This is a genomic window from Micromonospora sp. SL4-19 (assembly GCF_047921475.1).
Classification (GTDB): domain Bacteria; phylum Actinomycetota; class Actinomycetes; order Mycobacteriales; family Micromonosporaceae; genus Micromonospora.
Map to the genome: position 1 here is coordinate 34665 of NZ_JBLROB010000028.1, position 13899 is coordinate 48563.

Below are 13899 nucleotides of genomic sequence, written 5' to 3' on the forward strand. Positions count from 1 at the left end.
GGGCAGGGAGCCCTCACGTGTAGGAGACGCCGATCCGGGCCCGGACGTCGTCGAGCAGGGCCATCACCTCCAGCGTGGCGGAGTGCGGCACCAGTGGACTCTCGGTCAGTCCGGCGGCCAGGCAGCGCTGCACCTCGATGGCCTCGTACTGGTAACCGCCGCCGGTCAGGTCGGCCGGGATGGCCTCCGGCTCGGCCCCGAGCCGGTGCAGCACCGCCGCGCCCGGCCGGTAGAACGGCTCCGGCAGGTCGATCCGGCCCGCGGTGCCGGTGATCGAGGCGGTGATCCCGGTGGCGCCCACCATCCCGCAGCTCAGCGTCGCCACCGCGCCGGAGTCCCAGCCGAGCACGATGCCGGTGTTCTCGTCCACGCCCTCGGGGCTCAGCTTCGCCCAGGCGTGCACGTGCTGCGGCACGCCGAGCAGCAGGTGGGCCAGGCTGACCGGGTAGATCCCGAGGTCGAGCAGCGCGCCGCCGCCCAGCGCCCGGGCCCGCATCCGGTGCTCGGGCGGGAACGGCCCGGCCACCCCGAAGTCGGCCCGTACGCTGGTCACCTCGCCGATCGTCCCCGCCGCGACCAACTCGACGACCTTCCGGAGCAGCGGGTTGGCCCGCATCCACATGGCCTCCATCAGGAAGAGACCGCGGGAGCGGGCCGTCTCGACCAGCTCGGAGCTGGTGGCCAGGTCGAGCGTGCAGGGCTTCTCCACCAGCACGGCCTTGTCGCCGGCCAGGCAGGTCATCGTCGCCTCGTGGTGCGTGGCGTGCGGGGTGGCCACGTAGATCGCGTCCAGGTCCGGGTCCGCGGCCAGCTCCGCCCAGGAGGCGTACGCCCGGGGAACGTCGTGCCGGGCGGCGAAGAGCTCGGCGCTCTCCCGGGTACGGGAGCCGACCGCGACCAGCTCGGCGCCCGGCACCAGCCGCAGGTCGGCGGCGAAGCAGCCGGCGATGTACCCGGTGGCCAGAATTCCCCAACGCGTCATGCCGGCACGGTATCCCGGACCGCCCGACCGCCGAGCGGATGATCCACCCGTCGGGAACTAGGCTCGCGGAATGACGATCGACGGCTTCGCCGCATCCCCCGTCCTGGTGGAGCACGCTCGCCGGTTCCACGCCGAGGGCGGCGTTCCGGCCGTGCCCCGGGTCGCGGCCACCGTGCTGCTGCTCCGTCCGGCCGGCGCCGACTACGAGGTGTACGTCATCCGCCGGGTCGCCGCGATGGCCTTCGGCGGGATGTACGCCTTCCCCGGCGGCGGGGTGGACCGCTCCGACTCGCAGGCACACCTCGACTGGGCCGGTCCGGAGCCGGGCGAGTGGGGCGACCGCCTCGGTCTCGCCCCCGACGCTGCCCAGGCGGTGGTCTGCGCTGCCGCCCGGGAGGTCTTCGAGGAGGCCGGGGTGCTGCTGGCCGGCCCGGACGCCGCGGCCGTGGTCGGCGACGTGAGCGGGGACGAGTGGGAGTCCGCCCGCCAGGATCTGGTGGCCCGCCGGTCCGGATTCGCCGACCTGCTGGCCAGCCGGCGGCTCACCCTCCGGTCCGACCTGCTGTTGCCGTGGAGCCGGTGGATCACCCCGGAGTTCGAGCCGCGCCGCTTCGACACGTACTTCTTCGTGGCCCTGCTGCCGGAGGGACAGCGGACCCGGGACGTCTCCGGCGAGGCCGACCACACCCTGTGGATCCGCCCGGCGGACGCCCTGGCCCGGGCGGAGGCCGGCGAGCTGACCATGCTCCCGCCCACCCTGGTCACCCTGGCCCAGATCGCCGCGGCCGGCGACCTGGCCGGCGTGGCTCGCGCGGCGGCGACCCGGGACGCCGCCACCCCGGTCACCCCGCGCCTCGACCTCCCCGACAACGGCGAGGCCCGCTTCCTCCTCGACTGAGCCGGACACGCCGAGGGGCGCGGGTCTGGTCGACCGACGCCCCTCGCGGACCGGGAAACCAGCGGCTCAGCCGAAGCGGCCGGTGATGTAGTCCTCGGTCTTCTTCACGCTCGGGTTGCTGAAGATCCGCTGGGTGTTGTCGTACTCGATCAGCCGGCCCGGGTCGCCGGTCTTCTCGATGGAGAAGAAGGCGGTCCGGTCCGAGACCCGGGCGGCCTGCTGCATGTTGTGCGTGACGATGATGATGGTGAACTTGTCCTTGAGCTGGAACATCAGGTCCTCGATGGCCAGCGTGGAGATCGGGTCCAGCGCCGAGCAGGGCTCGTCCATCAGCACCACCTGCGGCTCGACCGCGATGGTGCGGGCGATGCAGAGCCGCTGCTGCTGACCGCCGGAGAGCCCGGCGCCCGGCTTGCCGAGCCGGTCCTTCACCTCGTCCCAGAGGTTCGCCGAGCGCAGCGCCTTCTCCGCCGCCTCCTCGAGGATGGACTTCTTCCGGACGCCGTTGAGCCGCAGCCCGGCCACCACGTTCTCGAAGATGCTCATGGTGGGGAACGGGTTGGGCCGCTGGAAGACCATGCCGATCATCCGGCGGACCGCGGTGACGTCGACGTCCCGGTCGTAGATGTCCTGGTTGTCGATGGTCAGGCTGCCCTCGACCCGGGCACCGGGCAGCACCTCGTGCATCCGGTTGATGGACCGCAGGAAGGTGGACTTGCCGCAGCCCGACGGGCCGATCAGGGCGGTGACCGTCTTCGGCTCGACGGTCAGGTTGATGTTCTCGATCGCCTTGAACGCGCCGTAGTAGGCGGTGACGTTGGTGGCTTCGATGCGCTTGGCCATGGTGGCGGTACCTCCGGGGTTCATCGGCCGAGCCGGTTGCGGCGGGCCAGCAACTTCGCCGCGACGGTCAGGATGAGGACGAGGGCGACCAGGGTCAGCGCCGCGGTCCACGCCCGTGCCGGCGAGTACTTGGAGGCCTCGCCGGCCTGCTGGTAGACGAAGAGAGCCAGCGACGACTGGTTGTTCTCGAACGGGTTGAAGTTGATCGCCGCGCCGCCGCCGGCGACGAGCAGCACCGGGGCGGTCTCGCCCGCGGCCCGCGCGACCGCGAGCATCACTCCGGTGACGATGCCCGGCAACGCCGTCGGCAAAACAACCCGCAGGATGGTCTTCCACTTCGGCACGCCGAGGGCGTACGCGCCCTCGCGCAGTGGAGCCGGAACGAGGCGGAGCATCTCCTCGGTGGAGCGGACCACGGTCGGCAGCATGAGCACGCTCAGCGCCAGCGCGGCGGCGAAGCCGGAGAAGCCCGGCTGGCCGTCGGGGCTGAACCACGGCGAGACGATCAGCACCCAGAAGGCCAGCACGAACAGGCCGGTGACGATCGACGGGATGCCGGTCATCACGTCCACGAAGAAGCGGATGGTGAAGGCGAACCGGCCTCGGCCGTACTCGACCACGTAGATCGCGCAGAGCACGCCGAGCGGGACGGTGATCAGCGTGGCGATGCCTACCTGCTCCAGCGTCCCGATGATGGCGTGGTAGGCGCCGCCGTTCGCGTCCCGGGCCCCGATGTTGTTCATCGAGGTGAAGAAGAAGTTGGCGTCGAGGCGCTCGGCGCCCTTGCTGACCAGGGTCCAGACCACCGAGGCCAGCGGCAGCACCGCCAGCACGAAGGCGGAGTGGATCAGCGCGCTCCAGGTCCGGTTGCGGGCCGACCGGCGGCCCTCCACCGCGTTCGCGGTGAGGAAGAGGCCGGCCAGGTAGAGCAGCGCGCCGACGACCACGACCAGGACCGGGCCGCCGATGCCGGCGCCGTAGACGATGCCGGCGGCGACCAACAGGGCCACGACGGCGATGGCGGGCGCGGCGTACGCCGGAAGCCGCTTGGCCCGCAGCGTGACCGGCTGCACGGGGGGCTGCGGGCGGTGGTTGGTGACGGTGGTGGTCATGCGGCCGACTCCGTGAACTCGCGGCGGCGATAGATGATCGCCCGCGCGGTGATGTTGACGATCAGCGTGATCGCGAAGAGCACCAGGCCGGAGGCGATCAGCGCGCCCCGCCCGGTGCCGTTGGCCTCGGCGAACTTGAGCGCGATGTTCGCGGCGATGCTGTTGCCGCCGCTCTGCAGGATGTTGAACGAGATGGCGTACGTGGAGCCGAGGGTCAGCGCCAGGGCGATGGTCTCGCCCAGCGCCCGGCCCAGGCCGAGCATCACCGCGGCGATCACGCCCGGCCGGCCGTACGGGAGGACGGCGGTGCGGATCATCTCCCAGCGGGTGGCGCCCAGCGCGAGGGCGGCCTCCTCGTTGGCGGTCGGGGTCTGCCGGAACACCTCGCGGGAGAGCGAGGTGATGATCGGCAGCACCATGATCGCCAGCACCACCGAGCCGAGCAGGATGGAGCTTCCGTACGGGCCCTCGCCGAAGATCGGGATCCAGCCGAAGTATTCGTGCAGCCAGGCGGACAGGTCGCCGACCGGCCCGACGAAGTAGTCCCGGCCCCAGAGCCCGAAGACCACGCTGGGCACGGCGGCCAGCAGGTCGATCAGGAAGCCGAGGGCGTTGCCGAGCCGGCGCGGGGCGTAGTGCGAGAGGTAGAGGGCGATGCCCAGCGCGACCGGCACCGCCATGAGCAGCGCCAGCGCCGAACTGAGCACGGTGCCGAAGGCGAGCGCGCCGATGCCGAACTTCGCCGGGTCGTCGTTCGGGAACCAGCCCTCGAAGGTCCAGAACGACTCGGTGTTGGCGCGCAGCGCCGGAACCGCCTTGGCGATCAGGAAGATCGCGATCGCCGCGATGATGACCAGTACGGCGGTGCCGGCGGCCAGGGTCAGGCCGCGGAACGCCCGTTCCGCACCGAACGCCCGGGCCCGGGGCAACGCCCCGCCGCCACCCAGGCAGCTGTCGCTCGTACCAGGGTTGCCGGAGGTCTCGGCCACACGCGCCGAGGCACCGGCAGGTCCCTCGTGGCTCGTGGCCACGCGAGTCCCGCCGGTGCCGGCGTGCGCCGAGCGGTGAGGGTTATCACCCATCTGCTCGCTCGCTTCGTATTGAGGAGGTGGTCTCGGTCAGAGCGTCAGGCGAGGCTCTTGACCGCGGTCTCGACCCGGGTGCGGACCGAGTCGGGCAGCGGGGCGTAGCCCAGCTCGACCATGGCGGCCTGGCCCTCGGCGCTGGCGGCGTGGCTCAGCAGGCCCTTGACCAGCGGCAGCTTGTCGGCCGCGAGGCCCTTGCTGCAGACGATCTCGTAGGTCACCAGGACGATCGGGTACGCCCCGGCCTCCTTGGTGTTGTAGTCGATCGACATCTTCAGGTCGTTGCCCTGGCCCTCGATCTTGGCCCCGGCGATGGCCTTGCCGGCCGAGTCGGCGGTCAGCTCGGCCCACTCACCGGCACCGTTCTGGACCTTGGCCTTCTTCAGGCCGGCGTTCTCGGCGTACGACCACTCGACGTAGCTGAGGGTGCCCTCGGTGCTCTTGACCTTGCTGGCCACACCGTCGGACTTGGCCGCGCCGACGCCGCCCGGGGCCTTCCAGGCCTTGGCGTTGCCGAAGGTCCAGTCCGCCTCGGCGGTCTTGGAGAGGTACTTGGTGAAGTTGTCGGTGGTGCCCGACTCGTCGGAGCGGTGCACCGCCTGGATCGCGGTCGACGGCAGCTTGGCGTCCGGGTTGTCGGCCTTGATCGCCGGGTCGTCCCACTTGGTCACCTTGCCGGCGAAGATCTGCGCCAGGGTGGCCGGCTTGAGCTGGAGGTTGTCCACGCCGCTGACGTTGTAGACGACGGCCACCGGGCCGATCACCATCGGCAGGTTGAGGGCCTGGCCGTCGGTGCACTTGGCGTCCGCCTGCGGCTGCTCCTCGGGCTTCAGGGCGGAGTCGGAACCGGCGAAGTCGGCGGTGCCGGCGATGAAGGCCTGGATGCCCGCGCCGGAACCGGTGGGCTCGTAGTTGATCGTGGTGCCCGCGCACTTCTGCTGGTACGCCTTGATCCACTCCGCCATCGCGTTCTTCTGGGCGGAGGAGCCCTGCGCGTTCAGCGTGCCCTTGCCGCAGTCGGCGGAGGCGGAGGCCGAGCCGGACGCCGAGGCGCCGGTAGGCTCGTTGTCCGAGCCGCAGGCGCTGAGACCGAGCACCGCGGTAAGAGCGAGGCAGGCAATGGCACCGTGCCGCTGGAGCTTCACCTGAGGGGTTTCCCTTCACATCTTTGGTCAGGTCGCCCGGGTTGGCCCGGGTGCCGGCGCTGACCGGCTGATGCAAAAGCTAGAAGTGCCAGGTAGCCGGCTCGCCCGTGGCAAGTGAACAGAGGGTGAACAGGCCCGCTCCCCGAGACGACGGTCCGCTGAGGGTGTGTTGTCCATTACATGAACTGGCGGGGAGGTGTCCCCTTTATCAGCTCATGTCCGCCGGAGCGTGACCGCGCCAGAAGCAGGTCAGCCGAGGTGGTAGTTGACGTGGGCGGACCAGCGGGCGAAGCCGAGCCGCTCGTAGAGGGCGACCGCGCCGGTGTTGGAATCGTCGACGTAGAGCATCACCCGGTCCAGCCCCCGGCGGTCCCGCAGGTAGGCCAGCCCGGCGGTGGTGAGCGCCTTGCCGAGCCCGCCCCGGTGCGCCGTCGGATCCACCCCGAGCACGTAGACCTCGCCGATCCGGGCCGAGCCCGGTCGCTCGTGGACCTTGGTCCAGTGGAAGCCGAGCAGTCGGCCGGTGGCCGAGTCCACCGCGAGCAGGAAGCCGGCCGGGTCGAACCACGGCTCGCCGAGGCGTACCCGCAGGTCCGTCCGGGTCCAGCGGCCCTGCTCCGGGTGCCGGGCGAAGGCGGCGCTGTTGACCGCCAGCCAGGCCTCGTTGTCCTCGCCGGGGCGGAACGCGCGCAGCTCCACGCCGTCGGGCAGGGCGGGCTCGGGGAGTGCCGCGGCCAGTGGGCGGCGCAACTGCCAGAGCACCCGGGCGCGGGCGAAGCCCAGGTCGACGGCCAGCGCGGCGGCGGACGGGTGGTCGCCGTGCGCCCAGGCGCGCAGCGGTCCGGACGCCGCGGCCAGCACGCCCCGGGCCAGTGCCCGCCCGGTGCCGCGCCGCCGGTAGGCCGGATGCGCCACCAGCTCCACCCCGATGCCGCCCGCCGGGTCGGTGGTGTCGAGGTGGGCGTAGCCGGTGAGGGTGTTGTCGGTGGCCCGCGCCGTGAGGTGCACCGCTGACGCCTCCGGGTCGCGCAGCCGCAGCAGCACGTGCTCGTCGAGCGGGTCCGCGCCGTCCGCGTCTCCGGCGATGCGGGCCAGCGCCAACACCTCGGCAACCTCGACCGGCGCCAGCCGGTCTGCGCGGACGACGCGGTCGGCGGACGCCTCGGTGCTGCTCATCCCGTCACCGTAGCGCCCGGCGGTTCGACGATCATGCCGGACGTGGCGACCAGGCGGTGGCGGGCGTCACGTGGCGTCGGCCGGCAGGGCCTCCAGCTGGTACCGGGCCATCAGCTCGGGCAGCAGGCGCCGCAACGCCTCGACGGTGCCCGCCCGATCGCCGCCCGCGTCGTGCATCAGCACGATCGAGCCGGGTCCGGTTTCGTTCATCACCACCGAGGTGATCCTCGTGGCGCCCGGTGCCTGCCAGTCCGACGGATCGACCGCCCAGTGCAGCGGGGCCATGCCCAGCCCCCGGCAGACCGACACGACCGGCTGCGTCCAGTTGCCGCCGGGCTGCCGGAAGTACGCGATCGGGGCGCCCGGCACCGCCGCCCGGATCGCCTCGTTGGTGCGGAGCAGGTCGGCCCGGATCGTGGCCGAGGAGCGTTGGCCCAGGCTCTCGTCGTGGTCCCAGGAGTGGTTGCAGAGTGTGTGCCCCTCCGCCACGATCGCCTGGACCAGCTCCGGGTGGCTCTGCACGTTCTCGCCCACCACGCAGAAGGTGGCCTTGACGCCGTAGTTCCGGAGCAGGGCGAGCACCTGCGGGGTGTACTGCGGGTCCGGCCCGTCGTCGAAGGTCAGCGCGATCCGGGAGGATCCGGTCGTGGTCAGGCTGCCGAACGGGCCTTCGCCATCGCCGGCCGGCAGCTGTTCACGGGCCGACGCGCTCGGGCTGCTGTCGGCCGTCGGCCCTGGGGTGCCGGCCGTCGGCCCCGGGGTGTCGTCGGCGCCGGGCGCCTGGTCGGCGTAGCGCGGAGCGTCAGCGCCGGCCGTGACCGCGCTGCTCCGGGGCTGCTGCTCGGGCAGCAGGCTACGGCCGAGCGCGTATATCGAGCCGAGCAGTGCGGCCGCCACCAGGGTCACGATCCCGACCCCGCGCAGCGTCGTGGCCGACATCAGAAGCACCACCCGTTCGGATCCGCGCACGGATCCGTCATCGCCCCCGTGGTCACCGCACGCACCGCCGCCCCCTTTGCCCCGATGAATCCGGCAGCCAGAATAGAACCGGCTAAGCGGGCAAAAAGGGGTGTAACGGAGACGATCCTCCGAAGGAAGGAGCGGTCGGAACGCGCCGGTCAGACGGGCAGCGGGGCGGGCTCCGACTCCGGCAGCGATCGCGACGGCGGCACCACGAACTTGTAGCCGACCTGGCGCACCGTGCCGATCATCGACTCGTACTCCGAGCCGAGCTTGGCGCGCAGCCGCCGGACGTGCACGTCGACCGTCCGGGTGCCGCCGAAGTAGTCGTACCCCCAGACCTCGCGGAGCAGCTGATCCCGGGTGAACACCCGGCCCGGGTGCTGGGCCAGGAACTTCAGCAGCTCGAACTCCTTGTAGGTGAGGTCGAGCGGGCGGCCCTTGAGCTTGGCGGCGTAGGTGTCCGGGTCGATGGTGAGCTCGCCCGCCCGGATCGAGCCGCCGGCGCCGGCGATCGCGCTGCTCAGCCGGCCGACCGCGAGCCGCAGTCGGGCCTCCACCTCGGCCGGTCCCGCCCCGGCCAGGATGACGTCGTCCACGCCCCAGTCGGCGTTCAGCGCGATCAGGCCGGCCTCGGTGACCACCGCGACCAGCGGCACGCCCAGCCCGGTGGCGTGCAGCATCCGGCAGGTCGCCCGGGCCTCGCTCAGCTCGGAGCGGGCGTCCACCAGGACGGCGTCCGGGGTCGGGCCGGAGACCAGCGTGCGGACGTCGCGCGGCGCGGTGCGGACGGAGTGCGGCAGCAGGTCGAGCGCGGGCAGCACCGCCGACGGTTCACCCGCGCGGGCGGTCACGAGCAGCAGGATCTCCACACGATCACCTCCGTCCCGGCGGCCGTCCGGCCGCGCGTGACCAGCGGCACTCACAGGGGGTGGCGCTGAGAACTTGCGTGGATCCCGGCGTCGATGACGGGGGCGGATAACGGCTTGAGCGTATCCGATCGCCCGCCCTTCACCTCCGCGTCCTTTCCCGTTTGTCCGATCCGCCCCCAATCGCGGCCCAGGTTTTAACGTTGCCGAAACCGTGGCCTCCGCCGGCGCCGCCTGGTCTGGCACGATCGGGGCGTGTTTCCCTCGACCTCGCCCGACACCGGCCGTGACCCGTGGGCCGACGACGCGCGTCCGGGGCCGGCCGGCCCGTCCCGTGGCTACCCGCCGGGCCCGCGTACCGGTCCGACCGACGACGGCGGGGAGCGGCCGGAGCGGAAGGGGCCGCGCCGGCTCCGCAAGGGCGGCCCGGGTCGCCGCCCGGATGACGAGTCCGACGACATGCCCGAGGAGGAGGTGCCCCCGGTTCCGGTCCGCCGGCCGCTGGCGCTGGCCGTCGCGGGCTTCGCCGCGCTGCTCGGCGTCGGCCTGGTGCTCGGCGCGCAGACCGCCGGCCCGGGGCACCGGCTGCAGTTCGCGCTCGTCGTCCTCGGCGTTCAGTTGCTCTTCGTGCTCGCCTGGACGATGGCCATGCGCCCGCCCGCGTTGCTGGTGGTCGCGCTGGTCAGCGCCGCGGCGGCCGGCATCGCCGACGCCGCGGCGGTGCAGTCCGAGATCGCCGGGCTGGCACCGCTCGGGTACGCCGCAGCCGGCGGCTTCGTGCTCGGCGTGCTCGGCCAGCTGGTCCGCCGGGTGGACCGGGTCCGGGTGACCGACTCGCTCGGCAGCACCCTGCTGATCGTGGTGGGCGTGGTCGCGTTCGCCGCCCTGATCGTGCTCGGTCGGATTCCGAAGGGCACCCAGGCGATCACCGTCTGCCTCACCGCCACCGGCGTCGCGCTGCTCGTCGCCCGGCTGACCGACGCGGTGGCGCCCTGGCCCCGGCTCGCCCCACAGGTGCCCCGGGGCGCCGCCGGCGTGGTCGCGGGCGCCATGGTCGGCACCCTGACCAGCGCGGTGCTCGGCAGCTATCTGGTCGGCTTCACCCCGACCAGCGCCGCCCTGGTCGGGCTGGTCACCGCCGCCACCGCCGTGCTGGCCGACCTCGCCGTCGGGTACGCCGAGGCGGGCCGGCTGATGGCCGGAGAGCCGCCGACCATGTGGATCGCCCGGCACATGCAGGGTCCACTGGGTGGCTTCGCGCTCGCCGCGCCGGCCGCGTACGCCATGTGCGTGCTCTTCCTCTGACGGTTGGGGGATTCGCGCCTCGGGTAAGTACCGTTGCGCCGCGAGACGGCGACGGACGGCGAGGAGGAGGCGGCGTGACAGAGGCTTACCCGGCGTACGAGGAACGGCCCCGGCGACGTGGCCGGAAGGTCCTGATCGGTTTCCTCGTCCTGCTGCTGGTCCTGGTCGGGCTCCTGGTGGTCGCCGACCGGGTGGCCGCCGGAGTGGCCGAGCGGGCCGTCGCCGACCAGGTGCGGCGGGAGGTCGCCAAGAAGGACGTGCAGGCCGCGCCGCCCAAGGTCGACGTGGGCGGCTTCCCGTTCCTCACCCAGGTGATCGCCGGGAAGTACGAGCACATCTCGATCGTGCTGACCGACGTGCGGGGCAACGTGCAGGGCGACGCGCTCGACGTGCCGCAGCTCGACGTGGACGCCCGCAACGTGAAGGCGTCGCTGAACACCCTCCGCTCGCGCCAGGGCGACGTGGTCGCCGAGTCCGTCAACGGGCGCGGCACCATCGCGTACGACAGCCTGGCCAAGCTGCTCGACCGGCCCGGGCTGACCCTGGGCGAGCGGGACGGAAAGCTCGCCGTCACCGCGCCCGTGGACATCCTCGGCACCAAGCTCACCGTCAACGGCACGGCCGACCTGACGGTCACCGACGGCAAGGTGGCGCTGCGCTTCCGCGACCTGACCGCCGAGGGCCTGCCGAACCTGCCGCTGGCCAAGCGGATGCTGACCAACTACGCCAACAGCATCTCGATCGCCGTGCCCCTGCCCGAGCTGCCGTTCCAGCTCCACGTCCGCAAGGTCGAGCCGAAGCCGGAGGGGCTGACGGTGACCGCGGACGCGCGGAACGTACCGCTCAACGCGGCCGGCTGACCGGCCCGGACTCCGCCCGCCCCGTTCGCCCGGCGGTGGGCCCGTCGGCGTCCCCGAACGAACGAGCGCCGTCCCGGATGCTGGTCGGACCGGTGGCGCCGGCCGGGCCGACTGGTAGGCTCCGTACTCATGGGGACGCTCCTCACCAAACGGCGCGCGGTCGACCTGTGCCGCGTGGCCACCTGCCTGTGTCGCCCCGTCATCTGACGGCGGGGCTGTCCTCGGCCGCCTAGCGGCCACCGGCACGCAGGGTCCGCGTACCCTCCGGTGTTCCCTTGATCGCCCGGCAGCGGCGCCGTCGCACGTACCCGTGATCCGTTCCAGCCCTGGGTCCCGCGCGTGGTGCGACAACTACCGACTTCGATCGCCATGCGCTGGCTCACCATCCATCCTCAACAGGGAGTGATCTGATGAGTCGCGACACCGCACTCGTCTCGGCCGAGTGGGCCGAGAAGAACATCGACGCCCCGGGCGTCGTCTTCGTCGAGGTCGACGAGGACACCTCGGCCTACGACACCGGCCACATCGCCGGTGCGATCAAGCTCGACTGGAGGACCGACCTCCAGGACCCGGTGCGCCGGGACTTCGTCAACAAGGCCCAGTTCGAGGCGCTGCTCTCCGAGCGGGGCGTCGCCAACGACGACATCGTGATCCTCTACGGCGGCAACAACAACTGGTTCGCCGCGTACGCGTACTGGTACTTCAAGCTCTACGGCCACCGCGACGTCAAGCTGCTCGACGGCGGCCGCAAGAAGTGGGAGCTGGACGCCCGCCCGCTGGTCAGCGACACCGTGACGCGCCCGGCGACGCAGTACGTCGCGCAGGAGCCGGACACCTCGATCCGGGCCTTCCGCGACGAGGTGGTCGCCGCGATCGGCACCAAGAACCTGGTCGACGTGCGCAGCCCCGACGAGTTCGCGGGGCGGCTGCTCGCTCCCGCCCACCTGCCGCAGGAGCAGGCCCAGCGGGCCGGCCACGTGCCGACCGCGATCAGCGTCCCGTGGTCCAAGGCGGCCAACGAGGACGGCACGTTCAAGTCCGACGACGAGCTGCGCAAGATCTACGCCGCCGCCGGGCTGGACGACAGCAAGGAGACCATCGCCTACTGCCGGATCGGCGAGCGCTCCTCGCACACCTGGTTCGTGCTCCAGGAGCTGCTCGGCCACGCCAACGTGAAGAACTACGACGGCTCCTGGACCGAGTACGGCTCGCTGGTCGGCGTGCCGGTCGCGCTCGGTGACGAGCCCGGGGAGGCCTGATCCCGATGACTGCTCCCACCGCCGCCGGTTGCGCGGCCCCCGACCAGGCCGCCCCGCTGCCGGCCAGCCTGGACCTGGAGAAGGAAACCGTCATCACCGGCCTGGTCAAGGCCGAGTCCGGTGAGGTCGTGCCGGGCGCGTACGTCCGGCTGCTCGACTCGACCGGCGAGTTCACCGCCGAGGTGGTGACCTCCCCGGCCGGGCAGTTCCGGTTCTTCGCCGCGCCGGGCGACTGGACCCTGCGGGCGCTTTCCCGGCACGGCAACGGCGACACCGCCGTCGCCGCCGCCCGCGGGATCAACGAGGTGACCGTCACGGTCGCCGCCTGACCCACGCTCTGACCGTGGCCCGTCGCCCCCGCCCGGGGGCGGCGGGCCACGCCCGTCCCACCCGACTCGAGATCCGCCCTGATTCCCGGAAAGAGTGGCTCTCCGCGCCGCGTAGGCCACTCGTTCCGGGAAAGTGGCCCCTTCCCTCGGCCTCGTGAGCGGACGGGGCGGGCGGGGGGCTCGCGGCCGCGTGACACGATTGCCCGGTGAGTGGTGCTGTCCAGGCGGGTTACGCCCCGCCGACCCGTCCCGACCAGCCGGCGCCCGGCCGGCGGTGGCTGCGCTGGCTGGTGGCCGCGACGGTGGTGTGGGGGGTGCTGCTCGCCGGGCTGACCTGGTGGTCGGTGCGACACGACCCGCCGACCGTGCGGGAGCAGCGCAGCCTGAGTCAGGCGATTCCGGTGGTCGATGGCGCGGTGGGGCGCCTGGTGGCCGCCGTGGACGGCGAGGCCTGGGAGCTGACCCCCGCCGAGGTGCAGCGCGGCTGCCGGGTCACCCCGCTGGCCGACGGCGCATCGCTGACCCGGGGCCTGGACGTGCTGGTCGCCGGGGGAAGCGAACGGGCCCTGCTGGAGCGGGTGGCGCAACGACTGCCGGCCGACTGGCGGGCCGGGGTCCGCGCCGGCTCGGAAGGCCCCCGGCTGCGCGCCGACGCGGGGGAGTTCGTCGAGGTCCGCGGGCGGGTGGTGGCCGACGGGCGGGTCCGGCTCACCGCCGCGACGGGCTGCCGTCCCGCCGACACCGAGATCGCCGACTTCCTGCCGGCGTACCCCGCCGGGTCGGAGCTGGAGGCGGCGCTGCGGGCGCTGGGCCAGCCGGTCCCGCCGGCCTCCGAGCCGATCGAGGTGCCCTGCCCGGCGGGCGGGAGCGCCCGGACGATCCGCATCGCGGCCGGCACCAGGTCGGAGTCGCTGGCGCCGCTGCGCCCGCTCGGCGTCGCCGTGGTCGACCGCCCCGAGGTGTACGCCTATCGGGCCGGGCCGGTCCTCGTGCTGGCCGACGCCACCGGCGACCGGCTCCGGCTGGCCGCCTCGACCGGCTGCGCCGGCTGAGCCGGGGCGGATCGGCCCGGGCTG

15 protein-coding genes are annotated in these 13899 nt (G+C 72.7%); 7 read left to right on the forward strand and 8 right to left on the reverse strand.

Translation table 11 applies throughout. From position 1 onward, the window contains the following. Positions 1-13 precede the first annotated feature (13 nt). On the reverse strand, positions 14-982 hold the full coding sequence (locus tag ACNAVT_RS25380) for a Gfo/Idh/MocA family protein (RefSeq protein WP_416299744.1): 969 nt from the start codon (positions 980-982) through the stop codon (positions 14-16). Between the two features lie 70 nt (positions 983-1052). Between ACNAVT_RS25380 and ACNAVT_RS25385 the strand changes: the two genes are divergently transcribed. Further along, positions 1053-1880, forward strand: coding sequence for an NUDIX hydrolase (locus tag ACNAVT_RS25385; protein WP_416299746.1), 828 nt, complete (start codon positions 1053-1055; stop codon positions 1878-1880). Between the two features lie 66 nt (positions 1881-1946). On the opposite strand, the gene pstB is transcribed toward ACNAVT_RS25385, so the two are convergent. The 7 genes from pstB to ACNAVT_RS25420 all read right to left on the reverse strand — a co-directional run bounded on the left by pstB (position 1947) and on the right by ACNAVT_RS25420 (position 9073). Then, complete coding sequence (pstB, locus tag ACNAVT_RS25390; RefSeq protein WP_416299747.1) at positions 1947-2723, reverse strand: phosphate ABC transporter ATP-binding protein PstB; 777 nt, start codon at positions 2721-2723, stop codon at positions 1947-1949. A gap of 20 nt (positions 2724-2743) precedes the next feature. Then, on the reverse strand, positions 2744-3835 hold the full coding sequence (pstA, locus tag ACNAVT_RS25395; RefSeq protein ID WP_416299748.1) for a phosphate ABC transporter permease PstA: 1092 nt from the start codon (positions 3833-3835) through the stop codon (positions 2744-2746). Then, on the reverse strand, positions 3832-4917 hold the full coding sequence (pstC, locus tag ACNAVT_RS25400; protein WP_416299750.1) for a phosphate ABC transporter permease subunit PstC: 1086 nt from the start codon (positions 4915-4917) through the stop codon (positions 3832-3834). Before pstC ends, pstA begins: the two co-directional genes overlap by 4 nt. 44 nt (positions 4918-4961) lie before the next feature. Continuing rightward, positions 4962-6065, reverse strand: coding sequence for a phosphate ABC transporter substrate-binding protein PstS (gene pstS / locus ACNAVT_RS25405; RefSeq protein WP_416299752.1), 1104 nt, complete (start codon positions 6063-6065; stop codon positions 4962-4964). Between the two features lie 249 nt (positions 6066-6314). Continuing rightward, positions 6315-7241 (reverse strand): mycothiol synthase, encoded by a 927-nt coding sequence (gene mshD / locus ACNAVT_RS25410; protein ID WP_416299754.1) that lies wholly within the window; start codon positions 7239-7241, stop codon positions 6315-6317. 66 nt (positions 7242-7307) lie between these two features. Further along, positions 7308-8180 carry a polysaccharide deacetylase family protein gene (locus ACNAVT_RS25415; protein WP_416299756.1) on the reverse strand — a complete coding sequence of 291 codons (873 nt, stop codon included), beginning with the start codon at positions 8178-8180 and terminating at the stop codon, positions 7308-7310. Between the two features lie 179 nt (positions 8181-8359). Next, entirely contained in the window at positions 8360-9073 is a 714-nt protein-coding gene (locus tag ACNAVT_RS25420; protein ID WP_416299758.1) for a winged helix-turn-helix transcriptional regulator, read from the reverse strand. Positions 9074-9325: 252 nt separating this feature from the next. Between ACNAVT_RS25420 and ACNAVT_RS25425 the strand changes: the two genes are divergently transcribed. From ACNAVT_RS25425 to ACNAVT_RS25450, 6 genes are all read left to right on the forward strand, one after another. Further along, complete coding sequence (locus tag ACNAVT_RS25425) at positions 9326-10375, forward strand: hypothetical protein (protein ID WP_416299759.1); 1050 nt, start codon at positions 9326-9328, stop codon at positions 10373-10375. A gap of 74 nt (positions 10376-10449) precedes the next feature. Further along, on the forward strand, positions 10450-11235 hold the full coding sequence (locus ACNAVT_RS25430; protein WP_416299761.1) for a DUF2993 domain-containing protein: 786 nt from the start codon (positions 10450-10452) through the stop codon (positions 11233-11235). A gap of 129 nt (positions 11236-11364) precedes the next feature. After that, positions 11365-11442 (forward strand): Ms5788A family Cys-rich leader peptide, encoded by a 78-nt coding sequence (locus ACNAVT_RS25435; protein WP_311202345.1) that lies wholly within the window; start codon positions 11365-11367, stop codon positions 11440-11442. Positions 11443-11645: 203 nt separating this feature from the next. After that, the gene (locus ACNAVT_RS25440; protein WP_416299763.1) at positions 11646-12494 is read left to right on the forward strand and encodes a sulfurtransferase; all 849 of its coding nucleotides are present in this window, start codon (positions 11646-11648) and stop codon (positions 12492-12494) included. Between the two features lie 5 nt (positions 12495-12499). Then, positions 12500-12823, forward strand: coding sequence for a DUF1416 domain-containing protein (locus tag ACNAVT_RS25445; protein ID WP_357334443.1), 324 nt, complete (start codon positions 12500-12502; stop codon positions 12821-12823). A 278-nt stretch (positions 12824-13101) separates the two neighbouring features. Further along, positions 13102-13875 (forward strand): hypothetical protein, encoded by a 774-nt coding sequence (locus ACNAVT_RS25450; RefSeq protein ID WP_416299813.1) that lies wholly within the window; start codon positions 13102-13104, stop codon positions 13873-13875. Positions 13876-13899 lie beyond the last annotated feature (24 nt).

What these genes read in the sequence shown, in the direction of transcription:
- ACNAVT_RS25380 (WP_416299744.1), bottom strand. Translation starts at nt 982, where the DNA reads ATGACGCGTTGGGGAATTCTGGCCACCGGGTACATCGCCGGCTGCTTC.
- ACNAVT_RS25385 (WP_416299746.1), top strand. Translation starts at nt 1,053, where the DNA reads ATGACGATCGACGGCTTCGCCGCATCCCCCGTCCTGGTGGAGCACGCT.
- pstB (WP_416299747.1), bottom strand. Translation starts at nt 2,723, where the DNA reads ATGGCCAAGCGCATCGAAGCCACCAACGTCACCGCCTACTACGGCGCG.
- pstA (WP_416299748.1), bottom strand. Translation starts at nt 3,835, where the DNA reads ATGACCACCACCGTCACCAACCACCGCCCGCAGCCCCCCGTGCAGCCG.
- pstC (WP_416299750.1), bottom strand. Translation starts at nt 4,917, where the DNA reads ATGGGTGATAACCCTCACCGCTCGGCGCACGCCGGCACCGGCGGGACT.
- mshD (WP_416299754.1), bottom strand. Translation starts at nt 7,241, where the DNA reads ATGAGCAGCACCGAGGCGTCCGCCGACCGCGTCGTCCGCGCAGACCGG.
- ACNAVT_RS25415 (WP_416299756.1), bottom strand. Translation starts at nt 8,180, where the DNA reads ATGTCGGCCACGACGCTGCGCGGGGTCGGGATCGTGACCCTGGTGGCG.
- ACNAVT_RS25435 (WP_311202345.1), top strand. Translation starts at nt 11,365, where the DNA reads ATGGGGACGCTCCTCACCAAACGGCGCGCGGTCGACCTGTGCCGCGTG.
- ACNAVT_RS25440 (WP_416299763.1), top strand. Translation starts at nt 11,646, where the DNA reads ATGAGTCGCGACACCGCACTCGTCTCGGCCGAGTGGGCCGAGAAGAAC.
- ACNAVT_RS25445 (WP_357334443.1), top strand. Translation starts at nt 12,500, where the DNA reads ATGACTGCTCCCACCGCCGCCGGTTGCGCGGCCCCCGACCAGGCCGCC.